Genomic DNA, 25,011 nt, shown 5'->3' on the forward strand with positions numbered 1-25,011 from the left:
GCCGTCAGCGTGACGGTGGTGGTGTCGACGGAATCGGCAATGGTGGTAACGGCCGGAGTCGGGTTCGGCACCAGGTTCTCGAAGTTGCCGCCGGTAGCGCCAGTGATCGTGGTGCTGACAGTGCTGCCATTGTTGTAGACGTCGTTGGCCGGCGTCGGAACGTTGACGCTGCCGGTGGTGTTGCCAGCGGCGATGGTGATGGTCGAACCGTTGGACAGGGTCACGGTGACCGGCGTCTGCGCCGGGTTGGTCAGGGTCGCCGTGTAGGTGATCTGGCCGCCTTCGGTGACGGTCGAGCCGGCCGTCAGCGTGACGGTGGTGGTGTCGACGGTGTCGGTGACCTGGGTCACGGCCGGAGTAGTCGGCGGGGTGACCACGATACCGCTGCCGCCCGTGGTGCCGGTGACGGTCACGTTGATCTGGGTCGGATCGTTATAAACAGTGTCGTTCGGTGCCAGCGGAACGTTGACGGTGCCGGTGGTCTGGCCGGCTGCGATCACGATCACCGAGCCGTTGGATAGGGTGATGGTCAGGTCGGTCAGCGGTGCCTGGGTCAGGGTTGCGGTGTAGATCAGCACGCCACCGGCCTCGGTGATGGTCGGCGTGGCGCTCAGGCTCAGGGTCGATTCGAGCAGAGTGTTGGCGCTGGTGTTGGCCGTCTGGCTGCCGGTGATGTCTTGTGTTGCCGAAGCGGCAGTGGCGAGGCCCGCTGTCTCGAAACCAATGGTCGGGTCGACCCGGGCCGCGGTTGCCTCCAGGGCCACGAAGCTGTGGCCACCACCGGTCGAGCCGCCTCCGCTCATAGCGGTAGGGCCGGCCGCAGTGGCTTCAAGGGCGGTGGTCGGGTCGACGCCGGCGGCGATGGCTTGCTGCAATTCGTCAACCGACGGCGCGGCTTGGGCGAGGTCGGCGCTGGAGTCCGGAGCGCTGCCGCTCCACTGAGTGTCGCGGCCCAGGTCCAGGGTCCGGCCATCAGCCAGTTCGAGGGTGATGGCGCCGGCGGCTCCGGTGTCTACCTGATCGCCGACCAACAACCGGTCGCCTTCAATGAGTACGCGGCGGATGCCCTCTGGCGACACCGCGAAAACCTGACCAACAATGCTTTTGACGATGGCAACAACACTGCTCATTGAAGACTCTCCGGGTGTCACGTTCAGTTGACTTCCATGAACCCGCTCGGGCGTGTTCGCCGGTCGGGGGCTGGACGTACTTTCAAGGTATCCGATACGTAAATTTGACGCGAAAAATGCCAATAATTTGGCTATATTTTTTAGAAATTAACTTTATGCCAAACTATTGACCTTATAGGAGCCATCCTAAACAATCGCCTAAGTAATGTCACATTGATATTTAAGCGGCGACCTGTCCTACAGCGTGTGATCCAGTTCCGATTTTGAACTTTCCGACATACGGTCATTCCGGTTGCCATCATGCGATGCAGCGCCACGTTCTGCAGTGATTCAAGACAAGAAGTCCCGGGAAATTCCAACTATGCGTTTGCACCTGTTCAAGGTTCTACCCTTCGCCCTTGCCGCCGGCTTTGTTCAGGCTCAGACCCTTCCGCAGGCCATGCAACAGGCACTGGATGTCCATCCGGAAATCCAGGCAGGGGTCAACAATCGGCTGGCCGCGGATTATCAGTTAAAGGCTGCAAAAGGTGGATACCTGCCACGGGTCGATCTGCTGGGCGGCTATGGCCGCGAAGGCACCGACAGCGTCACCACCCGTGCCGCTGGCGGCGGCAACCACTGGGAGACGCTGAACCGGAGTGAGTCAAGTTTACGTCTGTCGCAGATGGTTTTTGACGGTTTTGCGACGTCCAGCGAAGTGGGGCGTCAACAAGCCACCGTTAATTCCCGTGCTTATTCCTTGCTGGGCACCTCGGAACGCACTGCGTTGACCGTCGCTCAGGTTTATCTCGATGTGCTGACCCGTCGCGAATTCGTGCGCCTGGCCGAAGACAACCTGAAGAACCACGAGCGGATTCTGGACCAGATCAAATTGCGCACTCAGCGCGGTGTAGGCAGTGGCGCCGACCTCGATCAGGCTGACGCGCGCATGGCCCAGGCCCGCAACAACCTGATCACTGAACAGACCAACCTGGCAGACGCCGAGACCAACTTCCTCAGTGCCGTCGGCCAGATGCCCGATCAACTGGAGCGGCCTGCCGATTTCATGGCGCTGTTGCCGGCCAACCTGAATGAGGCCCGGGCGCAGATGCTGGAAAACAGCCCGATCCTGCGTTCCGCCGAGTCCGATATCGCCGCCGCCGAGAAGCAATACGAAGCCGCCAAGTCGAGCTTCTACCCGCGCTTCGATGCCGAGCTGGGCCGCACCGCCGACAACGATCTCGACGGTCAGAACGGTCACAGCAACGAATGGCAGGCCATGCTGCGTATGCGCTTCAATTTGTTTGCCGGGGGCAGCAACAAGGCTGATCTGGAATCCAAGTCCTACCTGTCGAACCAGGCGCTGGATATTCGCAACAACGCCCTGCGCGTATTGAATGAAGAACTGGGCCTGGCCTGGAACGCCCTGAACAACGCCAACGCCCAAGTGCCGATCGCCCAACAATATGTTGATCGCAGCGCCAGCGTGCGCAGCGCCTATCAGAAGCAATTCAGCCTCGGCGAGCGGACATTGCTTGACCTGCTCGACAGTGAAAACGAGCTGTTCACCGCTTCCCGTCGGCTGGTCGAGATCAAAAACATTCAGTTATTTACTCAGTACCGAATCAAGGCGACCATGGGCGAATTGCTCAAAAGTCAGGGCGTTGTCGCACCATTGGCATCCGTCGTGCAGAACGACGTGAAGCCCAAGGTTCAGTTGCCCGGGATGAATTGAGTCCTGCCCATTTTCAATCGTTAGCCAAGAGTGTCGAGCGTGGAATCAGAAGTCAGTGGCGTTCAACTCATTCATGATCCACGCGCGCTGCATGACGATCCGTTACTGGACGGCCTGCTAGCCCTTTGCATGTTGCACCAGAAACCGGCCAGTGCGGCGATGCTGACCACCGGCCTGCCGTTGCCCAAACAACGCCTGAGCGTCGAACTGCTGCCCCGCGCGGCCGCTCGCGCCGGGCTGCAAGGGCGGGTGCTGCAACGCAAGCTGGAGCAGATTCCGGCGATTGCCATGCCAGCGCTGTTGCTGCTCAAGGAGGGTCGCAGTGCGGTGCTGCTTGGCTGGCACGGTGAAGACCAGGCCCGCTTGCTGCTCAGCGAAAGCGATGGTGGTGAAGTTTGCGTCAGCCGTGAACTGCTCGCCGACGACTACAGCGGCAAAGTCTTCTTCGCACAACCCCAACACAAATTCGACGTCAACCACGGCACGCTGATCCCGCGCGCGCGTTCGTGGTTTCGCGACACCCTCAAGCGTTCGCGCTGGCTGTACGCCGACGCCATCGCCGCCAGTCTGCTGATCAACATCATCGCCATGGCCGCGCCGCTGTTCGTGATGAATGTCTACGATCGCGTGGTGCCGAACCAGGCCGAGTCGACCCTTTGGGTGCTGGCCATCGGCATCACCGGCGCTTATGTGTTCGACCTGATCCTCAAGAGCCTGCGCAGCTTGTGCCTGGACCTGGCCGGCAAGAAAACCGACCTGATCATCTCGGCGACGCTGTTCGAACGCATCGTCGGCATGGCCATGAAGTACCGCCCGGCACGGGTCGGCAGCTTCGCCCAGAACATCCATGAGTTTCAGAGCCTGCGCGACTTCCTCGCGTCGCTGACCCTCACCAGCCTGATCGACCTGCCGTTTACGCTGTTGATCTTCCTGGTCATCGCGATCCTCGGCGGGCATCTGGTGTGGATTCCGGTGCTGGCGTTCCCGATTGCCTTGCTGATTGGCTATGCCTTGCAGAAACCGCTGGTGGCGACCATGGAGCGAACCATGGCCCTGGGTGCCGAGCGCCAGTCGAGCCTGATCGAAACCCTCGCCGGCCTCGATGCGGTCAAGGTCAATAACGCCGAAAGCGAACGCCAGTATCAGTGGGAGCAGACCATCGGCACCCTCAGCCGCCTCGAGCTGCGGGTGAAAATGCTGTCCGGTCTGGCGATGAACATCACTTTGCTGATTCAGCAACTGGCCGGGGTGATCATGATCGTTTTCGGCGTGTACCAGATCATTGCCGGCAATCTGAGCATGGGTGGTTTGATCGCCTGTTATATGCTCAGCGGTCGTGCCCTCAGCCCGTTGGCCTCGCTATCGGGCCTGTTGACCCGCTACCAGCAGGCCCGGGTGACCATGACCTCGGTCGATCAGATGATGGAGCTGCCCCAGGAGCGCAATTTCGACGAGCGTCCGCTGAGCCGCAAAGTGCTGCAAGGCGCCATTGAATGCCGTCAGCTGACCTTCACCTATCCGAATCAACAGAACCCGGCACTGAAGGGCATCAACCTGACCATCAAGCCCGGCGAGAAGATCGGCATCATCGGTCGCAGCGGCTCGGGCAAAAGCTCTTTGGCCAAATTGCTGGTGGGCCTCTATCAGCCGGACGACGGCGCGCTGCTGGTGGACGGTGTGGATATCCGTCAGATCGACGTCAGCGAATTGCGCCACAACATCGGCTACGTGCCCCAGGACATTCAGTTGCTCGCCGGTACCCTGCGCGACAATTTGGTGTCGGGCGCGCGGTATGTTGAAGACGAATTGGTGCTGCAAGCCGCGGAACTGGCGGGCGTCCACGAATTCGCCCGTCTGCACCCGCAGGGTTATGAGCTGCAAGTTGGTGAGCGTGGGCAGAACCTGTCCGGTGGTCAGCGTCAGAACGTCGCCCTGGCCCGAGCGCTGTTGCTCAACCCACCGATTCTGCTGCTGGACGAACCCACCAGCGCCATGGACAACACCGGCGAAGAACGCCTCAAGCAACGCCTCGCTGCGGTCGTTGAAAACAAAACCGTGGTGCTGGTGACGCACCGGGCTTCGCTGTTGTCGCTGGTGGATCGCCTGCTGGTGATCGACCGTGGGCAAATACTCGCCGATGGCCCGAAAGCCGCCGTGATGGAAGCGTTGAAGAAGGGGCAGATCAGTGTTGCTTAAGTCCGGGGTCAAAGAATCCATCCGCCGCTACTTCAAAGGCTCCGCGTCGCTGCAAGGCCAGCCCCTTCCCGAGGTCAACAAAGCGCTGATCGAAGACGCCCCGCGCGTGGTGCGGTTGACGATCTGGGCGATCATCGGCTTCTTCGTGTTCCTGATGCTCTGGGCCAACTTCGCGGTGATCGATGAAGTCACCAAGGGCGACGGCAAGGCGATTCCGTCGTCGAAGATCCAGAAAATCCAGAACCTTGAGGGCGGCATCGTTTCCGAGCTGTTCGTCAAGGAAGGGCAAATCGTTGAGGCTGGCGCGCCGCTGATTCGTCTGGACGACACACGGTTTGCCTCCAACGTTGGCGAAACCGAGGCTGATCGGTTGTCGATGCTGTTGCGCGTGGAGCGCCTGAGTGCCGAGGTCGATGACCGTCCACTGAATTTCCCCGCCGATGTGCTCAAAGCCGTGCCCGGCCAGGCCGCCAGCGAAGAGTCGTTGTACATCAGTCGTCGTCAGCAACTGCACGATGAGATCGGCGGCTTGCAGGAGCAGTTGATCCAGAAGCAGCAAGAGCTGCGCGAGTTCACCTCCAAACAGGCCCAGTACCGCAGCGGTCTGGCCTTGCAGCGTCAGGAAATCGCCATGTCCGAGCCGTTGGTGGCTCAGGGCGCGGTGTCCCCGGTCGAGGTTTTGCGACTCAAGCGTGCCGAGGTCGAAACCCGCGGCCAACTCGACGCCACCACCCTGGCGATCCCTCGCGCCGAATCGGCGATCAAGGAAGTGCAGCGCAAGATCGACGAGACTCGTGGCAAATTTCGCAGCGAAGCGCTGACCCAACTCAACGAAGCACGCACCGATCTGAACAAGGCTCAGGCCACCGGCAAGGCGCTGGAAGATCGGGTCAGCCGGACGCTGGTGACATCGCCGGTACGTGGCATCGTCAACAAGTTGCTGGTGAATACCATCGGTGGCGTGATCCAGCCGGGCAGTGATCTGGTAGAGATCGTGCCGCTGGACGACACCTTGCTGGTGGAAGCCAAAATTCGCCCGCAAGACATCGCCTTCCTGCATCCGGGGCAAGATGCCACGGTGAAGTTCACGGCGTACGACTACACCATTTATGGCGGGCTGAAGGCCAAGCTTGAGCAGATCGGTGCCGACACCATCACCGACGAAGACAAGAAGACCACGTACTACATCATCAAACTGCGCACCGAGCGCAGCCATCTGGGGACGGATGAAAAACCGTTGCTGATCATTCCGGGGATGGTGGCGTCGGTGGACATCATTACCGGCAAGAAGACCGTGCTCAGTTATTTGCTCAAGCCGATTATCCGGGCTCGGGCCGAGGCGTTGCACGAGCGGTAGTTCTTTCGGTGCGGCTGATGGCCCTATCGCGAGCCTGCTCGCGATGGGGCCAGTTCTGTGACCACTCAACTCAACGATGTTTGCTAGCATTGCGTCTGAATCAATCCAGATCAGCCACGAGTGCTCAGCATGCAACTCCCGGACATGAACCTGTTGGTCGCCCTCGACGCCTTGCTCGATGAGGGCAGTGTGGTGGGCGCTGCGCGACGGATGAACCTCAGCCCGGCGGCGATGAGCCGGACGCTGACGCGGATCCGCGAGGCCATTGGCGACCCGATTCTGGTGCGCGCCGGCCGTGGCCTGGTGCCGACGCCCAAGGCGCTGGAGTTGCGTGAGCAGGTGCGGGATCTGGTGGAGCAGGCCGCTTTGCTGTTCCGCTGCGCCGATGACGTGGACTTGGGCAGTTTGCGCCGACGGTTCAGCATTCGCGCCAATGATTTCTTTGTGGGCGTCTACGGCGGCAAGCTGTTCGACACGATGGAGCGCCAGGCCCCGCATTGTGAGTTGCGCTTCGTTCCCGAGGGCGACGGGGACGATGAAGCCTTGCGCGAAGGACGCATTGATCTGAGCGTCAGCAACAATCGACCGCTGATGCCGGAAGTGAAGGTGCAGAACCTGTTTTCCACTCACTTTGTCGGGCTGGTGCGCGAGGATCATCCACTGTTCGATGAAGAGATCACCGCCGAGCGTTACGCCGGCTTTTCCCATATCAGCATGTCCCGTCGCGGGATCGCCCGCGGGCCGATCGACACGGCGCTCAACGCCTTGGGGCTGGAGCGGCGGGTGGCGGTGATTGCGCCGAGTTTCCACGCGGCGATGTTCGCCTTGCCGGATTCCGATCTGATTCTGCCGGTGCCCAAAGAAGCGCTGCTGAGCGTGCGGCGCCTGGGCTTGAAGCTGCGCTCGTTCACCCTGCCGATTCCGCTACCGACCATCATGCTGACCCAAGCCTGGCACCCGCGCTTTGACAAGGATCCGGCACATCGCTGGATGCGCGAAACTCTAAAGGTCTGTTGCGATGAGACCTGGTTGGCGGCGCAGCCGGTTTGATTTAACCATTGCGTATGGCGCACTTATAAGCTGCCAATAAGTCAATTTTCGTAAGCTTCCGCGCTGCCTAAAATGCTTCGGTATCCCCCCGTCCGGAGCGTGCAGTACATGACTTCCCTCGCGGCCACGGCGTCTCTCGCCGCGGCCAAACCAGCGGCCGCCGTTGCACCACCGGTCTTCGGCCCGCGAATCATGATCGGCCTGCTGGGCGTGTTGCTGGCGGTGCTGGTATCTGGCTTGAACGAGATGGTGACCAAGGTCGCGCTGGCCGACATTCGCGGTGCGTTGGCCATCGGCTACGACGAAGGCACCTGGCTGGTCGCCAGCTACACCGCCACCTCGGTGGCCGCCATGGCATTTGCCCCTTGGTGTTCGGTGACGTTCTCGTTGCGACGCTTCACCCTGTGCGCCATCAGCGCGTTCACCCTGTTGGGCGTGCTGTGCCCGTTTGCCCCGAATTATGAAAGCCTGCTGGTCATGCGCACCCTGCAAGGCCTGGCCGGTGGCGCACTGCCGCCGATGCTGATGACCGTCGCCCTGCGATTCCTGCCGGCCAACGTGAAACTCTATGGCCTGGCCGGTTATGCCCTGACGGCGACCTTTGGCCCCGGTCTCGGTACACCGCTGGCCGGGTTGTGGACCGAGTACGTCGGCTGGCAATGGACCTTCTGGCAAATCATCGTGCCGTGCCTGCTTGCCATGGCGGCAGTGGCTTACGGTTTGCCTCAGGATCCGCTGCGCCTGGAGCGCTTCAAACAGTTCAACTGGCGCGGCTTGCTGCTGGGGTTTCCCGCGATCTGCATGCTGGTGATCGGCATCCTGCAAGGCAATCGGCTGGACTGGTTCGAGTCGAGCCTGATCTGCGGCCTGCTAGGCGGCGGGTTGCTGTTGCTGGTGCTGTTTTTGATCAATGAGTGGTCGCAACCGATTCCATTCTTCAAATTGCAGATGCTCGGCATCCGCAACCTGTCGTTCGCACTGTTGACCCTGGCTGGCGTGTTGGTGGTGTTGCTCGCGGTGATCGTCATTCCCTCCAGTTACCTGGCCCAGGTTCAGGGTTATCGCCCGCTGCAGACGGCACCGATCATGCTGTTGGCGGCGTTGCCACAGTTGATCGCGCTGCCGTTGGTGGCGGCGCTGTGCAACCTGCGCTGGGTCGATTGCCGCTGGGTGCTGGGGATCGGCCTGAGCATGCTGGCGCTGTCTTGCATCGGCGGATCGCAGCTGACGTCGGCATGGATTCGCGACGATTTCTACGTCCTGCAATGGCTGCAGATTTTCGGTCAGCCCATGGCCGTGCTGCCGCTGTTGATGCTCTCCACTGGCAGCATCACCCCGATGGAAGGGCCGTTCGCCTCAGCCTGGTTCAACACGGTGAAAGGCTTGGCGGCGGTGATCGCCACGGGTGTGATCGAGGCACTGACCACCGCAAGGCTGCATTTTCACTCGACCCTGCTGGTGGACAACCTCGGTAACTCGCCTCTGGTCGATGGCGCCAGCGCGAACCTCGCTCACCGGCTGCATCAGCAGGCCGTGGTGCTGACTTCTTCCGATCTTTATCTGTGCATGACTGGCGTCGCCGTGGCGCTGATCCTGCTGATTTTCTGGCTGCCGACGCGGATCTATCCACCGCGCGCGCCGACTTGAACGCTTCACTGAAACAGAAGGTTTTTATGACGACTCAATCAAAGCAAAAAATCGCTGTCGGCGTGGCCGCGGTGATGGCAGTCGGTGTGTTGATTTACCTGCTGGCGCCGGGCGTGTTCGGCAAGCGCACACAGCAGAGCACCAACGATGCCTTCGTCTCGGCGGACTTCACCTTGGTGGCGCCGCGCGTGGCGGGTTTCATCAAGGAGGTGCTGGTGGAGGACAACCAACAGGTCAAGGCCGGGCAGCTACTGGCGTTGATCGACGACCGCGATCTGCGCGCTGCCGCTGAGGCCGCCGATGCTCAAACCCTGGTGGCCAGGTCGCAGCTGCAAAACGCTCGGGCGACCCTTGAGCGCCAGACGTCAGTGATCGCCCAGGCCCAGGCCACGGTGGTTTCGGCGAAGGCGGAAATGGCCTTCGCCGAGCATGAATTGAACCGCTACAACCACCTCGCCGGAGTGGGCGCCGGCACGGTGCAGAATGCTCAGCAGGCGCGCACGCGCATCGATCAGGCCACCGCCCGGCTGGCCAATGCCACGGCGGTGCTGGCGGCGGAACGCAAGCAGGTGGAGATCCTGACCGCCCAGCGCGATGCGGCCGAAGGTGGGCTGAAACGGGCGCAAGCGGCGCTGGAAATGGCCAGCTATGAACTGTCCTATACGCGCATCGTTGCGCCTCAGGACGGCATGGTCGGCGAGCGCGCGGTGCGGGTTGGCGCCTATGTCACGCCGGGCAGCAAAATTCTCGCCGTGGTGCCGCTGGAACGGGCTTATGTGGTCGCCAATTTTCAGGAAACCCAACTGACCGATGTGCAGCCGGGGCAGGACGTGCAAGTACACGTCGACAGCCTCGGTGGCGAAGCCCTGCAGGGTCGCGTCGAGAGCATCGCACCAGCCACCGGTGTGACGTTCGCCTCAGTCAAACCGGACAACGCCACCGGTAACTTCACCAAGGTTGTGCAACGGATCCCGGTGAAAATCGTCCTCGACCCGGGTCAGCCACTGGCCGAACGGTTGCGGGTGGGGATGTCGGTGGAGGCGAGTATTGATACGGCAAGCGGCGAGCATGAGGTCGCGCAACGATGAGCTGTGTTAATCGCCACAAAGTCAGCATTCATTCAGTCGTTTTTGTGTTGAGCCTGTTTTCATTGAACGCCTGCACCGTCGGTCCGGACTTCCAGCGCCCTCAGGCGCAGCAAGTCGCCCAATGGTCGAAACCGGCTAAAGCCGGCGCCAGTCAGGTCGTTCCCAGCCAAATGGACGAACACTGGTGGGACGTTTTCCACGACCCGACACTCTCGGCCCTGACCCAGCGTGCCCTGACCGACAACCTCGACCTGAAACTCGCCAGCCGCCGCTTGCAGCAAAGTCGTGCCGCGCGTCAGGTGGTCACCGCAAACCGCTATCCCAACACCACCGCCACCGGCAGCTACGGGCGCAAACGCAACAGCGGTGAAGGTCTGAACGATCCGTCGGGCAACAATGGCGACTCGGCGTACAACCTATGGGACGCCGGTTTTTCCGCCGCCTGGGAACTGGATTTCTGGGGCCGGGTGCGTCGCGAAACCGAAGCCGCCGATGCCACCCTGGAAGTGGCGGAAAACGATCGCCGTGGTGTGCTGCTGTCGGTGCTCGCCGAAACCGCTCAGGACTACATTCAACTGCGCGGTGTGCAAAGCATCCGGGCTGTCACCGAGCAGAATCTCGACGTCGCCCGGCACAGCCTGAAGCTCTCGCAATTGCGCCTGGCCGACGGTGTGGCGACGGATCTGGACGTCGCCGAAGCCGCCGCGCAAGTCGCGGCCATCGAATCGCGTTTGCCGGCGCTGGAGCAGCGTCAGGCGCAATTGATCAACGCGCTGAGCCTGTTGATGGGCGAACCACCGCAAGCGCTGTCCGCCGAGTTATCCACAGACGCGCCCGTGCCGCAAACCCCGCGTCAGGTCGCCATCGGCTTGCCGTCGCAATTAGCCGAACGCCGTCCCGACATCCGTGAGGCCGAAGCCCGCCTGCATGCCGCTACCGCCAGCATCGGCGTGGCCAAGGGCGACTTCTATCCGCGGATCACTCTGTCGGGCAACATCGGTTCGCAAGCCCTGCAACTGAGCGATTTAGGCTCCTGGGGATCGCGCTCGTTCGGCATCGGCCCGCAATTGAGCCTGCCGCTGTTCGACGGCGGTCGCCTGCGCGGCGTGTTGCACCTGCGCGAAGCCCAGCAACAGGAAGCGGCGCTGGCCTACCAGCAAACCGTGCTGCGGGCCTGGCATGAAATCGACGATCAACTCACCGCCTACAACGCCAGCCAATTGCGCCGCGATCATCTCGCTGAAGCCGTGCGCCAAAACCAGATCGCCCTGCGTACCGCACAACAGCAATACGTCGAAGGGGTGGTGGATTTCGTCAACGTCCTGACCGTGCAAGGCGAGTTATTGGCGACACAGCAGCAGTGGGTCGAGAGCTTGACCGGGGTGTCGTTGGCGATGGTCGGGTTGTACAAGGCGTTGGGTGGGGGATGGGAGTCGGTGTATCCGGTGGGAGGGGCCGTTACCAATAATCCGGCTTGATTGCGGGTGCCTTATGAGTAGGCACACGAATTGGAAACTGGTGCGATTGCAGTTCTTCTGAGGTTACGACACGTCGCATCCAGTGTGAGTGCTCCTTTAAGGAGCCTGGTGATGGACGGTTTAACTCGGCTCGATGAGGAAGAATGACTCCAACTCTTATGTCAGGGAAATCTTCTCGAATTGCTCTCAGGGCTGGAGTCATGTCGGTGTCGCTGGATACCAGGACTAGCTGTTCGATTTGCTCATGGAAATGGAGCTTGGCCTGTCTTGCTGCAGTGCGATACATGCTTATTGCGATGTGGACATCCGTTTCTTTCTCTTCAAGCTTCCAGATATCGATCTTGTCTTGGCGAGAGGCAGCGGTCTTTCTGTCAATGAAGCGAGGTGCCTTAGCGGGCTCAAGTTTATGGCGACCATAGTGAACGGCAACATTGGTCGCTTTTAAAGCACGCACATAGGTGTCTTGAGCTTCTTTGGACACTCTGCCGCGGGTGGCAAGTTCTGGTTTGACAGATGAGGTGAAGTCATCAACCGAGATGAGTGAACTGTGTGGGTTCTCGATGTAGGCGACATGGCCCAGCAAGCCTTTGAGATTGAGCCATTTGTATGGGGTACCCGCGAGCAATCCATAGAACACGTTGTAGCCATCAACAAAGAAAGCGGTACGCACAAACTCAATCCTCAGAAACGAAAAAACCGGCCTAGGCCGGTTTTTTCACCACCAACTGCCAGTGAATTTAATCTCTGCGTACGGGGTTCAGTAGGGCGATCCTAAGTCGAGTTGGCAATGACGTCAACCGTTGACTGACCAAGGCATCACTCGGAGGGACATCCCTAGCGCCGGCGAGCCAGTTTTGCGCATTTGTCTGGTTGATGGTCAAGCCATTCCTGGACCCAGCTATTAATGATTGTTACGGCGGAAAGGGTAGATGTGCCGTTGCGTTTGTAGGGAATGAAGTGTCTATTGCCGATTTCGTTTTTGATCGAATGGTCGTTCCTGATTTCTTGTGGGATTTAGTACCGATACTCATTGAGCTCGGAAATCAGAGACCGCCCTGAAAATTTTGTCCTTTTTGAAACATTACATTTCCAACCAATGATGGCTATCTGGCTTGACGCGCCCCCCCGCTGTCTTAGACTCCGCTCATCCGTCAGGGAGTTACGGTTATGCGGCGTTTTCGTATTTGGGTTGCGGGATTAACCTTTGTAACGTGCGTAGTACAGGCGCAAACGCCTGCGCCAGACGATCCGTTGCTGGAAAGCAATACGGTCGGCGGTAATGCGTCAGCCAGCAGTGAGGCCCGTGGCGTGCTGCGAGCCCGGGATCAGGCGGTGCTGGCCAGCGAGTTGTCCGGGCGGATTGTCGAGTTGCCGTTCAGTGAGGGCGAGTCGTTCAAAAAGGGCGACACCCTGGCGCGGTTTGACTGCTCGGCTTATCAGGCTCAGCTCAATGCGGCTCAGGCCGCCAGCCGTGGTGCCGGTGAGGAGCTGGCCCATAACCGGCAACTGGCGGCGTTGAATTCGGTCGGGCGTTTTGAAGTGGCGCGGGCCGAGGCCAAGGTCAGCGAAACCCAGGCGCAATCTCAGGTTTATCAGGTCCAGGTCAAGCGTTGCAGCGTGGTCGCGCCGTTCGATGGTCAGGTCGTCGAGCGCAAGGTCAAACGCTACGAAAGCGTTCCCGCTGGCGCGCCTTTGCTGGACGTGGTCGATAACCGCACCCTGGAAATTCACCTGTTGGTGCCGTCGCGCTGGATGGGCAAACTCAAGCCCGGCCAGACGTTCAGTTTTGTCCCCGATGAAACCGGTCAGCCGCTGGATGCCACGGTCAAGCGCCTCGGCGCGCGAATCGATGAAGGCAGCCAGACCTTGCTGCTGGTGGCGGCGCTGCCCAACGCCAACGGTCTGTTGGCCGGCATGAGCGGAACGGCACGTTTCGCGGAGCTCAAGTGAACGCCCCGGTAACGGGGGGCGCCGAGCAGGTATTCGCCAGGTTTCTCGACCTCGAACGCCAGACCCGCGCCGCTCGTACGCCTTCGCAATTGGCCTACAGCCTGGTCAATGACGGCCAGGCGCTGTTCGGTTTCCGCCATGCCGCATTGTTGATCGCCGGCAAGGTGCAGGCGGTGACCGGTGTCAGCGCGGTGGAGCCGAATGCGCCGTTCGTGGCGTTTGTCGAGCAAGCGGTCGCGCAGTTGTTCAAGCTCGAGGTGCTGAAACAGGCGCGGGTGATTTCGCCGGATCTTCTTAGCGAAGCGGTTCAGGCCGACTGGCAACGTCTGTCGGCCGCTCAGGTGTTCTGGCTGCCGCTGATCGATCATCAGGGCGAGATCTTCGGCGGTCTGTGGCTGGCGCGGGATGTGCCGTGGAACCCTTCCGAGCAAGTACTGCTGTCGCAACTGGGCGACACCTACAGCCATGCCTGGCTGGCGCAACAGCCGCGCAAACCCTGGCGACTGCGCTGGACGCGCAAGCGTCAGGTAGCACTGGTCGCCGCGTTGTTGCTCGGGTTGCTGATCCCGGTGCGCCAATCGGTGCTGGCACCGGCTGAAGTCGTCCCGTTGGGTGGCCGGGTGGTCGCCGCGCCGCTGGACGGTGTGATCGCCGAGTTTCTGGTCAAACCCAACCAGGCGGTGAAAACCGGCGACCTGCTGCTGCGCTTCGAAGGCACCACGCTCAAAGCTCAGGCCGATGTGGCCGCGCGCGCGCTGGGCGTTGCCGAAGCGGAGCTCAAGGCCAATTCCCAACGCTCCTTCGCCGATGCCGAATCCAGTTCGAAAATCGATCTGCTGGCGGCCCGTGTCGAGCAGAAACGCGCTGAACGGGATTACGCCCGTGAACTGCTCAAACGTAGCGAAGTGCGCGCCGAACGGGACGGCATCGCGGTGTTCGCCGACGCCGAACGCTGGACCGGCAAACCGGTGCAGACTGGTGAGCGGCTGATGGAAATCGCCGACCCGAACCAGGCCGAGTTGCGCATCGAATTGGCCGTGGGCGATGCGATTGCCCTGGAGCCGGGGGCACAGGTCGCGCTGTTTCTCGACAGTGATCCGCTGCAGCGGCATCTGGCGAAACTCGAACGATCAGCCTACGAAGCGCAGCCCACCGCCGCCGGGCAACTGGCGTATCGACTGGATGCGACGTTTGACGCCGCACCGCCACGCATCGGCTTGCGCGGCACCGCGAAAGTCTTCGGCGACCGTGCGCCGCTGGCGTTGTACCTGTTGCGTCGCCCCCTGGCCGGGCTGCGTCAGAGCGTGGGCCTTTAGATGAGCCTGCCAAGCCTGCGGGCAGACCTGCAACTATCGGCGGCGGCCCCGGCCCTCGACGGGTCGCCACGCTGGACCCTGGCTGACCCGGTGCGCGGGCGCTATTTCAAGCTCGGTTCGGCGGCGATGCGCCTGCTGCACCATTGGTCTCTGGGCGATCCCGAGCAAGTGCTGCGTGCCGCCAACCGTGAGCCGGGTCTGCCGCTGGATGGCGCGGCGCTTGAGCAATTGCTGGAGTTTTTGCGCGGCCACGACCTGATCAGCGCCCTCGACCCGCCGCAGCGCGCCAGCTACAGCCTGAAGGCCGCGGCTCAGCGCCAGAGCCTGTGGCAAATCCTGTTGCATCAATACCTGTTTTTCCGGATTCCGTTGTGGCGCCCGGATGCCTTTCTCAATCGCGTCTGGCCGTGGCTGGAGCGTTTCGGCCCGCGCGCATTGCGTTACGGATTGCCCGCGACGCTGGGGCTCGGGGTGTTTCTGGTGTCGCGGGACTGGCAGCGATTCATCGCCACCTTTCCGCACCTGTTCAGCCTCGGCGGGGCGCTGGCGTTCGCGGTGGCGCTGTTTTTCGCCAAGCTGTGCCACGAGTTCGGCCACGCCTTCATGGCCAAGCGCGCCGGTTGTCGGGTGCAGAGCATGGGCGTGGCGTTCATGGTGCTGTTGCCGATGTTCTACACGGACGTCAGCGACGCCTGGCGGGTCAATGATCGACGGGCACGGTTGCTGATCGGGGCTGGCGGGGTGCTGGCGGAACTGGTGTTGGCGTGTATCGCGCTGCTCGCCTGGTCACTGCTGCCCGATGGCTCCGGGCGCACGGCGGCGTTCATGCTCGCCAGTGCGACCTGGATCACCACGCTGGTGATCAACCTCAACCCGTTCATGCGTTTCGACGGCTACTTCTTGCTCAGCGACTTCTGGGAAGTGGATAACCTTCAGGGGCGGGCGTTTGCCCTGTGCCGTTGGCGGCTGCGCGAATTTTTGTTCGGCTACGGGGCTCCGGCGCCGGAGCCGTGGTCGCCGAAGATGCAGCGGCGTCTGCTGATCTGGGGCTATGGCGCGTGGCTGTGGCGCGCGATGTTGTTTTTCGGGATTGCGCTGGCGGTCTATCACCTGTTCTTCAAGGTATTGGGCATCTTCCTGATGCTGGTGGAGCTGGTGTGGTTCATCTTTCTGCCGATCCTGAGCGAGTGGCGGCAATGGTGGAGTCGTCGTGAGCAGGCGTATGCGCCTCGGGTGCTGCTCAGCGGTTTGGCGTTGCTCGGGTTGTTGCTACTGCTGGTGTTGCCGTGGCGCAGTGCGGTGGAGTTGCCGACGATGCTGGAGGCCGGACGCGCCAGTGCCCTGCATGCGCCGGTGGCGGCACGGGTCAAAACGGTGAAGGTGCATGACGGCCAGGTCGTCGCCCAGGGCGAGGTGCTGATCGAGCTGGAATCACCGGACCTGGACTCACGCCAGGCCATCGTCCGCCGCGAAATCCAGATCCAGCAATTGCAGATGCGTCGTCAGGCCAGTCGTAGCGAAACCGCGGCCGACGCCGGAATCGTTGAACAGCGCTTGGCGGAAGCGGTGGCTGAGTACCGAGGCCTGGTCGCCCAGCGCGAGCGTCTGCTGTTGCGTGCGCCCCACGCCGGCAAAGTGCGCGATCTGCTGCCGCAGTTAACGGTCGGTCGCTGGCTTTCGACCAAGGATCCTTTGGCTCGGGTGGTCGACGACGGCGCACGGTTGCGCGGTTATCTGGCCGAAGCTGAGCTCTGGCGTGTCGCCCCGGGTGCCAGCGGACGGTTCATCGCCGATGACCCAATGCATCCGGCGATCGCCGTGCAATTGACTGAAATCGATACCAACGGCGCAGCTTACGTCGATCAGGAGGCGCTGACTTCCGATCACCATGGGCCGATTGCCGTGCGCCGGGATCAGCATCAGCGCGCCGAGCCGGTACAGGCTCAGTACGGCGCACGATTGAGCATCCTCGAAAACACCCCGACACCGGTGCAACCCTTGCGCGGCATTGTGGTGTTGCAGGGTAGCGGCGAGTCGGTGCTGGGCGTTGCCTGGCGGCGTATGGCGGCCCTGGGGGTCAGGGAAAGCGGTTTCTAAGGGAGAACAGCAATGGCGAATAGCGATTCAGTGGCAGCGGACGGCCTGGTGGTCAGGCCTTCGCGGGCCAGCGATGGACCTTTTCTGCACAGCCTTTACCAGGCGGCACGGCCGGATCTGCAATGGATCGACGGTGAGCAGGAGGTGGTCAAACACGTGGTTGCCCAGCAATTCAAGGTGCAGGAACAAGGGCTGGGGGATAATTTTCCCAACGCCATGCATTACGTGATCGAAAAGCTCGACACGGCCATCGGGGCGCTGACCACCGATTTCGGCCCCAATGAAATTCGTGTGCTGTACCTGGCGTTCATCCCCCAAGCCCGGGGCCGGGGTTATGGGCGCAAGGTGCTGCAAGGCGTGCAAAAAGCCGCGCGACAAATCCGCTGCCCGGTGGCGACGGTGGTTTGGGCCACCAACCCCCATGCGCGCCAGCATTACCTGGCGCTGGGGTTTCAGGTTGAAGAGCGTAACCCGGCGGCGGAGCGGTTGGTGTGGTATCCGCAGGGTTGAACTCACCACATAAAGCGATCAGCGTCGCTCTTCAATTGAACGCGATGTAGAAATAACCCACGTCGGGATCCCGCCCCATCGTCGGCACTCGCGAGACAAAAATGTTTTCCACCTCGCCCAGTTCCGGCAACTCCAGCGCACACAAGCCATCGACAAAGTCGGTGGGTTGCAGGCTGTTGAGTTCAACGCTGAATGGCATGCGCTCGCTGTTGGGCCTCTGTGAGTGGGGCGTTTCTTTCAGGGTATCGATATGAATCGGCAATTCACTGCCATCGGGCAGCCGCAGCGTCCCGGTCTTGCCCAGCAGTGCCTGAAAGTGTTGGCTTTGAACCTGTTGCAGCATGGCATTCCCTCCATCAAGCAAAAGTGGCCGGGGGATTGGTATCCCCCGGCCAGACCCTCAGTTACGGGAAGGGAATAAACCGTTCAGGGCGACGCTGAAGTTGAGTACCAGGAACGGGTTCATCACCGACATGGGCAAACCGTTGCCGGCGGATGAGATTTCCCCCGTCACCGTGCTGCTCACGCCCTTGAGCGGCACGGCCGCGGCACCTTGCTGATCGGAGTAGATACTCGCCGAGCCAGGCCCGCCGCCCGAGGCGCCGATGTACGAGTTGGTCGCGGTCGGGTTGGTGACCGGGTTGCTCGCCGGGCTCGCCAGTTGCAGGGTGGTGGTGGCCGTGAGCCCGGACAAGGCGTGGGTGTGGTTGGGCAGGTTGTTGATGGTCGCGGTGACGTTCTCGGTTCCGGAGACTTCGCCGATGACGCGCGGGGTCAGGCCCAGGCCGTTGCCCTGGGCCATCGGCAGACGGCCCTGCAGGTTGGGCAGCATGAAATTGGTGGTGCCATTGCCTCCATAGTAGGTGCCCAGCAGTGAGAAAAGCGCTTGGTATTGGGAGATCGCCAGCGTCTGGCCATAACACAGGGCCCAGCCGTTGGGGGCGAAGTTAAAGGCGAAAGGTTGGATAGTGCCCATGAATACTTCCATAGTTCCTCATCCCTCTGGTTAGTGTCTGATGCGTCACGTTGCAGGCCCGGTTATCCGGGCAGATCACGGTGATCAGCCGACTCCATTCATCTCCGTGGCTGGGTCACGCCACGCCAAAGCGTAGACGCTGATCACAATGATTGCCGGACGTCGTCCGTCGCAAAGTCGACATCGACGACGGGCCTGCGGCTGTCCTACAGTGCTTGAGCAACTTCCGTATTCACTGGGTAGTAGCTCACCGGGTCGTGGCTCACCAGGTCAAAGTTCACAAGGTTGTAGCAAGGGGAGGCAATGGAGGCGCGCAGAGAAACACCGCTGGGCGACACCCAGGACCCGCACGCAACGCCGGGGTTGTGGGCGGCTGCCCTGCGCTTGCTTCGATGGGCGCGGGAGCACTGGCTGCTGCCGATCCTGGCGTTGGCGGCGCTGGTGCGTTTTTACGATCTGACGGCGGCGGCGATCTGGGGCGACGAAGGTTCAAGCCTGTTGCTGAGCCAGTATTCCCTGGCTGGAATCTGGCAGCACGCGGCCCATGATGTGCACCCGCCGCTGTATTTCATGCTGCTGCACGGTTGGATCGAGCTGTTCGGCGACGGCATTTTTTCGATTCGCAGCCTGAGTGCGCTGCCGGGGATTGCTACGGTAGGGCTCGGCGTCTGGCTGGTGGACCTGCTCGCGACCCGCCGCGCCGCGTTGCTGGCCGGGGTTCTGCTGGCGCTGTTGCCCACGGCGGTGCGTTACAGCCAGGAAGTGCGGATGTATTCGCTGCTGGGGCTGTGGCTGATCGCTGCCACGATCGCCCTGGTGTGCTGGATAAGACGGCCACAACGCACGCGCTATCTGGTGATTTACACCCTGCTGATGACTGCGGCGTTCTACACCCATTACTTCACCGCGCTGTGCGTGCTGTGTCACTGGCTGTATCTGGGCCTGATCCGCGTGCAGCCAGGGTATCGACTGCGGCACATTCAGCGTTCCGGCTGGTGGCTGGCCAATGCGGCGATTGTGCTGTTGTACCTGCCGTGGGTGCCCAGCCTGATCGATCTGATCCAGCACATGGATCAGCTCAAGGCCAATGGCGATGTGGGGTGGGAAACCCCCATCACGCTCGGCTCATTGCCGTCGATGATCTGGTCGTTCCTGATCCAGGACGATGGCGAGAACCTGCCCACGCTGATATTTATCGCGCTGCCACTGGCGTTGGCAGCCTTGGCGGGCGTGGCGCTGACTCGGGACCGCAGTGTGTTCCGTGGCAGTGCGTTGGCGGTGATTTACACCGCGCTCCCGTTGTTGCTGGTGTTTGCGGTGTCATTCATCTCGCCGGTGTTCATCGAGCGTTACCTGACCGCTTACGCCATGGGCCTGCCGATGGTTGTCGCGCTGGCCGTCGATCGCCTGTACGCAGACTTCAAGGTCTTGGCGCTGGCCGTGCTGCTGCTGTTTGCCGGCGTCGAGCTGGTGGGGCTGAAGAACAATGCCACGGTGGATACCGACGATCAGATCAGCGTCATGGTCAACTACGTGAACCAACACTTCATGCCCGGCGACCGAATCGTCACCAGCGACATGCTCTGGTACCTGAGTTACGTCTATTACAACCGGACCGACGCCAAGCCGATGCTGTACACGCCGCCGTTGGCCGATGGCCGGTCGAGCCGGCCGAACGCCTACGGTTTCGGCACGTTGGTGACCCATGACATCTATCTGGACAGCCTCGGCGCCTTGCCCAAAGGCACTGGTCGAATATGGCTGGTCGGTAGCATCGAGGAGCCGGACGAGTTCGCACCGTTGCCCGCGGGTTGGCAACGCGTCAGCGAAACCCGGGCGGGAGGCGCCGAGGCACGCTTGTATGTGCTGCCCTGAGACATGATGCAAGACTGAAACGATTCACCTTTGCTGTCGTTATATCAGGCGTGTTTTCCAGTCGATTTAGCTCCGATTTGATATCAAAACACCACTAGCTGTTAGACAACTCATGGTCTACGCTGCGTCGTACAAAGGACTGAATGACGGGTGAATGGATTGCAACAATTCCACTTTATCTCCGGCTTGCCGCGCTCGGGCTCGACCCTGCTTTCTGCGATTCTGTTGCAGAACCCGCGCTTTCATGCCGGCATGACCAGCCCCGTGGGCGCGCTGTTTTCCGGTGTGCTGGAACAATGCAGCGCCGGCAGCGAATTCGGTGCGGTGATCGACACCGACCTGCGTCGCCGCCTGTTGCGTGGCCTGTTCGATTCTTTCTACGCTGACAAGGCCGACAAACCGGTGGTATTCGACACGAACCGCCTGTGGAGTTCGCGTCTGCCGGCGATCAGCGATCTGTTCCCTCAAGCCAAGATCATTGCCTGCGTGCGTAATGTCGCCTGGGTCATGGACAGCCTTGAACGCCTGTACCGCGCCAATCCCTTCGAAAACACCAAGCTGTTCGGCGATGCGATCGAACGCAACACGGTCTACAGCCGCTGCGAAACCCTGGCCCAGCGCAATCGGCTGGTGGGGTTTTCCTGGGCCGCCCTCAAGGAAGCCTATTACGGCGAGCACGCCGACTCGCTGCTGATCATCGATTACGACCTGCTGAGCCAGGCGCCGGAGCGGGTGATGCGGCTGGTCTACGACTTCATTGGCGAACCCTGGTTCGAACATGACTTCGATCATTTGGCCTACGACGCACCGGAATTCGATCAGGCCCTGGGCCTCTCGGGGCTGCACAAGGTGAAGGCCAAGGTTCAATTGCAGTCCAGACGCACGATCCTGCCGCCGGACTTGTTCAAGCAGTACGCCGAGTTGTCCTTCTGGCTCGATGGCTCTGCCAGCGCTGCCAATGTCATTCGTATGAAGGCCGCCGCCGCGATCAGTTGATCGCGGCGTTTTCATTGATCCGTCAAAAAGTTCGAATCCGGGTGGGCAGCATGTGGTGGAGCAAAGGCAAGTCGCGGGTGACCGGAGGCGCACGAGCGCTGGCCTCGCCAATGATCATGTCCCTGGAGCCGCGCATGCTGTTCGACGGCGCGGTGGCCGCCACGGTTGCCGACGCGACCCAGGCTGACAGCCATACCACTGCCGACCCGGTCAAGGCACCGACTGCCGACCAGTCGGTCGCCAGCAAGGACACCCACGGCCAGGCCGATGCCACGCCAGCACCGACGCCTGTCGCGGTGCCGGGGCAGAGCGTGGTGTTCGTCGATTCGCGGGTCAAGGACGCCGCCAGCCTGCTGCAGGGCGTAACGCCCGGCACTCAGGTGGTTCAACTGGATGCGAGCAAGGACGGCTTGCAGCAAATTGCCGACTATCTGGACACCCATCAGGGCATCAGTTCGGTGCAGATCATCGCCCACGGCAACGCAGGCGACCTGTGGCTGGGTAATAGTTATCTGTCGGCCGACAACGTCGCGGCCCGCAGCGCCGTGCTGGCGGAAATCGGCAAGGACATGAACGTCGGCGGCGATATTTTGATCTACGGCTGCTACACCGCCGAAGGTGAGCGCGGCTTGAATTTTGTCGACTCGCTGGCGCAGCTGACCGGCCGTGATGTCGCCGCTTCCAGCAATCGCACAGGGCTGGGTGGAGACTGGGACCTGGAAATCGCCACCGGCAACATCGAAAGCGCCAACGTGCTCTCGACCACGGCCATGAGCGACTATCAGTGGGGCCTGGCCACCTGGACCGCCACCAACAACGCCAACACGGGCGTCGGTTCGTTGCGTGCCGCCATTGCCTCGGCGCAGAACGGCGATATTGTCACTTTCAACGGCAGCATGACGGTGCAGCTGACCTCCGAACTGCTGATCAACAAGAACATCACCGTTGATGGCGATTTGAACAACGACGGCGCGGCGGACGTGATTCTCGATGGTCAGTACCGGACCCGAGTGATTGAAGTGAGCTCAGGCAGTATCGTCACGCTCGATGGCCTGGTGATCACCCGTGGCCTGGTCTCGGGTAATGGCGGCAACGGTGGCTACGGTGCCACGGGCGCGATGGCCGGGGGTATTTTCAACGCCGGGATTCTGACCCTGAACAACGTTACCGTGACCTCCAACGGGGCTTCCGGTGGCGGTGGCGGCGGCGGTGTCACGGGCGCTTTTTACGGCGGCGGCGGCGGTGGCGGCGGTGGTCTGGGCGGCCAGGGCGGCGGGCATGGCGGTTCGGCAGGGCCGGGCACCGGCACGTTGGGCGGCCAGGCGGGCAGCGGTGGCGTCGGTGGTTACGGCGGCGGTTATGACGCCACCCACATGGGCGGTCGCGGCGGTACCACCACTGGCGGGGCTGGCGGGCTGGGCGTTTCCTATTACAGCAACGGCGGTAACGGCGCGACGGCCACCAATGGCACGATTTCCATTGGCGGTGGCGGCGGCGGGGCCGGTTGGGACAAGGTAGGTGGCGCCGGCGGCAACGCGGTGGGCGGGATCTACAACGCCAGCAGCGGCACCATCACCGTCATCGGCACGTCGACCATCAGCAACAACATCGGCGCCGGTGGCGGCGGTGGCGGTGGCGGTGGCCAAGGCAGCAATGCCAGTAATGGCGGCATTGGCGGCCGGGGCGTCGGTGCGATCTGGAACAAAGGCACGCTGCTGATGACGGCCGCCAACTTCGCGGCCCTGGCCGGTAATGCCGCGGCCAGTGGTGCAGGCGGTACCGCGCAGGGCGGAGGTACAACCGGCACCTCGCCGACCTCCTTCGCGACCATCTACAACGACGGCGGTGTACTCAACACCGCGTATGCGCCACCACCGACCGCGACCATCGTGGTTGCTGACACCACACTGAGCATCGGCGAAACGTCCTTGGTGACGATCACGTTCTCCGAGATCGTGACCGGTTTTACCAATGCCGACCTGACCATCGCCAACGGTACGTTAAGTGCGGTGAACAGCAGCGATGGCGGCATCACCTGGACGGCAACGTTCACGCCGTCCGCCAGTATTTCCGATACGACCAACGTCATCGCCCTGGACAACACCGGGGTGATAAACATCCTGGGTACCGCCGGTGTCGGCACCACCATCTCCAATAACTATACGGTCGACACCGTACGCCCGACCGCGACCATCGTAGTGGCGGACAATGCGCTGAGAGTCGGCGAAACCTCGCTGGTGACCATCACCTTCANTTTCTGCGACCGCGACCTGGTGACCATTTTCCCCGAAGTGGTGAACCAGATCGTCGCCTTCACCCTGCGCCCTGACGACAGCAAACCGGGCGGAATCGACATCCGTCGTGAAGAAACCCACTTCCTTGATGCCGTGGCCAAGGCTCTCAACCTCAAGGCGCTGCGCGTCGTCGAAACCGGCGGCAACGCCTTCGCCGCCGAACGCGAACAATGGGACGACGGCAACAACGTGGTGGCCATGGAACCAGGCGTGGTCATCGGCTACGACCGCAATACCTACACCAACACTTTGCTACGCAAGGCCGGGGTGGAAGTCATCACCATCACCGCCGGCGAGCTCGGTCGTGGACGCGGCGGCGGCCACTGCATGACCTGCCCGATCATTCGCGACCCTATCGATTATTAATTTGCCCGCCTCGGCCTGTGCTCATCAAGCGCAGGCTTTGGGGCCATCGACATCAAAGGGAGATCCGAAATGGCCTTTAATATTCACAACCGTAATTTGCTGAGCCTGGAGCACCATACCCCTCGCGAATTGCGCTATCTGCTGGATTTGTCTCGCGACCTCAAACGCGCCAAATACACCGGCACCGAGCAGCAACACCTCAAAGGCAACAACATCGCGCTGATCTTCGAAAAAACCTCGACCCGCACCCGGTGCGCCTTCGAAGTTGCAGCGTATGACCAGGGTGCCAACGTCACCTACATCGACCCGGGCTCTTCGCAAATCGGCCACAAGGAAAGCATGAAGGACACCGCCCGCGTCCTCGGGCGCATGTACGACGCCATCGAGTACCGTGGCTTCAAGCAGGAAATCGTCGAAGAACTGGCCAAGTACGCCGGCGTACCGGTGTTCAACGGACTGACGGATGAGTATCACCCAACTCAAATGATCGCCGACGTGCTGACGATGCGTGAACACAGCGACAAGCCGTTGCACGACATCAGCTACGCCTACCTGGGCGACGCCCGCAATAACATGGGCAACTCGCTGCTGCTGATCGGCGCCAAACTCGGCATGGACGTGCGCATCTGCGCGCCAAAAGCCCTGTGGCCCGCGGATGACCTTGTGGCTCGCTGCAAAAAATANTGCGCGCCAAAAGCCCTGTGGCCCGCGGATGACCTTGTGGCTCGCTGCAAAAAATATGCAGAGGAAAGCGGCGCTCGCATCGCGCTGACCGAAGACCCCAAAGCCGCCGTCAAAGGCGTGGACTTCATCCACACCGATGTCTGGGTGTCGATGGGTGAACCCGTTGAAGCCTGGGCTGAACGCATCAAACAACTGTTGCCGTACCAGGTCAACGCAGAACTGATGAAAGCCACCGGCAACCCGCGAACCAAGTTCATGCACTGCCTGCCGGCGTTTCACAACAGCGA

18 protein-coding genes and 2 pseudogenes are annotated in these 25,011 nt (G+C 61.6%); 16 read left to right on the top strand and 4 right to left on the bottom strand.

All coding sequences use genetic code 11. From position 1 onward, the window contains the following. The coding region (locus HCU66_RS24945) for a retention module-containing protein (RefSeq protein WP_205891063.1) at positions 1-1,130 on the bottom strand (1,130 nt) is incomplete at its 3' end. A gap of 361 nt (positions 1,131-1,491) precedes the next feature. Here HCU66_RS24945 and HCU66_RS24950 point away from each other — a divergent pair. The 7 genes from HCU66_RS24950 to HCU66_RS24980 all read left to right on the top strand — a co-directional run bounded on the left by HCU66_RS24950 (position 1,492) and on the right by HCU66_RS24980 (position 11,660). Continuing rightward, entirely contained in the window at positions 1,492-2,844 is a 1,353-nt protein-coding gene (locus HCU66_RS24950; protein ID WP_205891064.1) for a TolC family outer membrane protein, read from the top strand. Positions 2,845-2,883: 39 nt separating this feature from the next. Further along, positions 2,884-5,040 carry a type I secretion system permease/ATPase gene (locus tag HCU66_RS24955; RefSeq protein WP_205891065.1) on the top strand — a complete coding sequence of 719 codons (2,157 nt, stop codon included), beginning with the start codon at positions 2,884-2,886 and terminating at the stop codon, positions 5,038-5,040. Beyond that, a complete protein-coding gene (locus HCU66_RS24960; RefSeq protein ID WP_205891066.1) occupies positions 5,030-6,397 on the top strand; it encodes an HlyD family type I secretion periplasmic adaptor subunit in 1,368 nt (455 codons plus the stop codon). Before HCU66_RS24955 ends, HCU66_RS24960 begins: the two co-directional genes overlap by 11 nt. A 129-nt stretch (positions 6,398-6,526) precedes the next feature. Beyond that, positions 6,527-7,447: a LysR family transcriptional regulator gene (locus HCU66_RS24965; protein ID WP_205891067.1), complete on the top strand. Its 921-nt coding sequence runs from the start codon at positions 6,527-6,529 to the stop codon at positions 7,445-7,447. Positions 7,448-7,555: 108 nt separating this feature from the next. Then, positions 7,556-9,094, top strand: a complete 1,539-nt coding sequence (locus tag HCU66_RS24970; protein WP_205891068.1) for an MFS transporter — start codon at positions 7,556-7,558, stop codon at positions 9,092-9,094. Between the two features lie 26 nt (positions 9,095-9,120). After that, positions 9,121-10,182, top strand: coding sequence for an HlyD family secretion protein (locus HCU66_RS24975; RefSeq protein ID WP_205891069.1), 1,062 nt, complete (start codon positions 9,121-9,123; stop codon positions 10,180-10,182). Beyond that, positions 10,179-11,660: an efflux transporter outer membrane subunit gene (locus HCU66_RS24980; RefSeq protein ID WP_241015673.1), complete on the top strand. Its 1,482-nt coding sequence runs from the start codon at positions 10,179-10,181 to the stop codon at positions 11,658-11,660. The genes HCU66_RS24975 and HCU66_RS24980 overlap by 4 nt, the downstream gene beginning before the upstream one ends. On the opposite strand, the gene HCU66_RS24985 is transcribed toward HCU66_RS24980, so the two are convergent. Beyond that, positions 11,641-12,330, bottom strand: coding sequence for a PIN domain-containing protein (locus tag HCU66_RS24985; protein ID WP_205891070.1), 690 nt, complete (start codon positions 12,328-12,330; stop codon positions 11,641-11,643). The genes HCU66_RS24980 and HCU66_RS24985 overlap by 20 nt on opposite strands. 497 nt (positions 12,331-12,827) lie before the next feature. Here HCU66_RS24985 and HCU66_RS24990 point away from each other — a divergent pair, with 497 nt between their 5' ends. From HCU66_RS24990 to HCU66_RS25005, 4 genes are read left to right on the top strand one after another with little or no spacing between them, the layout of a single operon-like run. Beyond that, positions 12,828-13,610 carry an efflux RND transporter periplasmic adaptor subunit gene (locus tag HCU66_RS24990; protein ID WP_205891071.1) on the top strand — a complete coding sequence of 261 codons (783 nt, stop codon included), beginning with the start codon at positions 12,828-12,830 and terminating at the stop codon, positions 13,608-13,610. Further along, on the top strand, positions 13,607-14,926 hold the full coding sequence (locus HCU66_RS24995) for an efflux RND transporter periplasmic adaptor subunit (protein ID WP_205891072.1): 1,320 nt from the start codon (positions 13,607-13,609) through the stop codon (positions 14,924-14,926). The genes HCU66_RS24990 and HCU66_RS24995 overlap by 4 nt, the downstream gene beginning before the upstream one ends. Next, entirely contained in the window at positions 14,927-17,023 is a 2,097-nt protein-coding gene (locus HCU66_RS25000; RefSeq protein ID WP_205891073.1) for a site-2 protease family protein, read from the top strand. Positions 17,024-17,035: 12 nt separating this feature from the next. Then, positions 17,036-17,533, top strand: coding sequence for a GNAT family N-acetyltransferase (locus HCU66_RS25005; protein WP_205891074.1), 498 nt, complete (start codon positions 17,036-17,038; stop codon positions 17,531-17,533). A 31-nt stretch (positions 17,534-17,564) separates the two neighbouring features. On the opposite strand, the gene HCU66_RS25010 is transcribed toward HCU66_RS25005, so the two are convergent. Together HCU66_RS25010 and HCU66_RS25015 are read right to left on the bottom strand one after the other, a co-directional pair. Beyond that, positions 17,565-17,876 carry a DUF6916 family protein gene (locus tag HCU66_RS25010; RefSeq protein ID WP_205891075.1) on the bottom strand — a complete coding sequence of 104 codons (312 nt, stop codon included), beginning with the start codon at positions 17,874-17,876 and terminating at the stop codon, positions 17,565-17,567. 57 nt (positions 17,877-17,933) lie between these two features. Next, positions 17,934-18,521 (bottom strand): phage tail protein, encoded by a 588-nt coding sequence (locus tag HCU66_RS25015; protein ID WP_205891076.1) that lies wholly within the window; start codon positions 18,519-18,521, stop codon positions 17,934-17,936. Between the two features lie 291 nt (positions 18,522-18,812). On the opposite strand from HCU66_RS25015, the gene HCU66_RS25020 reads away from it, so the two are divergent. The 5 genes and pseudogenes from HCU66_RS25020 to HCU66_RS25040 all read left to right on the top strand — a co-directional run. Continuing rightward, positions 18,813-20,384, top strand: coding sequence for a glycosyltransferase family 39 protein (locus tag HCU66_RS25020; protein WP_205891077.1), 1,572 nt, complete (start codon positions 18,813-18,815; stop codon positions 20,382-20,384). A gap of 150 nt (positions 20,385-20,534) precedes the next feature. After that, positions 20,535-21,380, top strand: coding sequence for a sulfotransferase (locus tag HCU66_RS25025; protein ID WP_205891078.1), 846 nt, complete (start codon positions 20,535-20,537; stop codon positions 21,378-21,380). A gap of 134 nt (positions 21,381-21,514) precedes the next feature. Continuing rightward, positions 21,515-23,488 (top strand): annotated as a pseudogene (locus tag HCU66_RS25030) (DUF4347 domain-containing protein); the annotation flags it as partial. Positions 23,489-23,629: 141 nt separating this feature from the next. Beyond that, a pseudogene (locus tag HCU66_RS25035) lies at positions 23,630-24,040 on the top strand (arginine deiminase family protein); the annotation flags it as partial. Between the two features lie 69 nt (positions 24,041-24,109). Then, a partial coding sequence (locus HCU66_RS25040; protein WP_205891079.1) for an ornithine carbamoyltransferase occupies positions 24,110-25,011 on the top strand: 902 nt, incomplete at its 3' end.

The organism is Pseudomonas frederiksbergensis (genome assembly GCF_017114915.1).
Taxonomy (GTDB): domain Bacteria; phylum Pseudomonadota; class Gammaproteobacteria; order Pseudomonadales; family Pseudomonadaceae; genus Aquipseudomonas; species Aquipseudomonas frederiksbergensis_I.

What these genes read in the sequence shown, in the direction of transcription:
- HCU66_RS24990 (WP_205891071.1), top strand. Translation starts at nt 12,828, where the DNA reads ATGCGGCGTTTTCGTATTTGGGTTGCGGGATTAACCTTTGTAACGTGC.
- HCU66_RS24975 (WP_205891069.1), top strand. Translation starts at nt 9,121, where the DNA reads ATGACGACTCAATCAAAGCAAAAAATCGCTGTCGGCGTGGCCGCGGTG.
- HCU66_RS24950 (WP_205891064.1), top strand. Translation starts at nt 1,492, where the DNA reads ATGCGTTTGCACCTGTTCAAGGTTCTACCCTTCGCCCTTGCCGCCGGC.
- HCU66_RS24965 (WP_205891067.1), top strand. Translation starts at nt 6,527, where the DNA reads ATGCAACTCCCGGACATGAACCTGTTGGTCGCCCTCGACGCCTTGCTC.
- HCU66_RS24980 (WP_241015673.1), top strand. Translation starts at nt 10,179, where the DNA reads ATGAGCTGTGTTAATCGCCACAAAGTCAGCATTCATTCAGTCGTTTTT.
- HCU66_RS25020 (WP_205891077.1), top strand. Translation starts at nt 18,813, where the DNA reads ATGGAGGCGCGCAGAGAAACACCGCTGGGCGACACCCAGGACCCGCAC.
- HCU66_RS25005 (WP_205891074.1), top strand. Translation starts at nt 17,036, where the DNA reads ATGGCGAATAGCGATTCAGTGGCAGCGGACGGCCTGGTGGTCAGGCCT.
- HCU66_RS25015 (WP_205891076.1), bottom strand. Translation starts at nt 18,521, where the DNA reads ATGGAAGTATTCATGGGCACTATCCAACCTTTCGCCTTTAACTTCGCC.
- HCU66_RS25010 (WP_205891075.1), bottom strand. Translation starts at nt 17,876, where the DNA reads ATGCTGCAACAGGTTCAAAGCCAACACTTTCAGGCACTGCTGGGCAAG.
- HCU66_RS25000 (WP_205891073.1), top strand. Translation starts at nt 14,927, where the DNA reads ATGAGCCTGCCAAGCCTGCGGGCAGACCTGCAACTATCGGCGGCGGCC.
- HCU66_RS24970 (WP_205891068.1), top strand. Translation starts at nt 7,556, where the DNA reads ATGACTTCCCTCGCGGCCACGGCGTCTCTCGCCGCGGCCAAACCAGCG.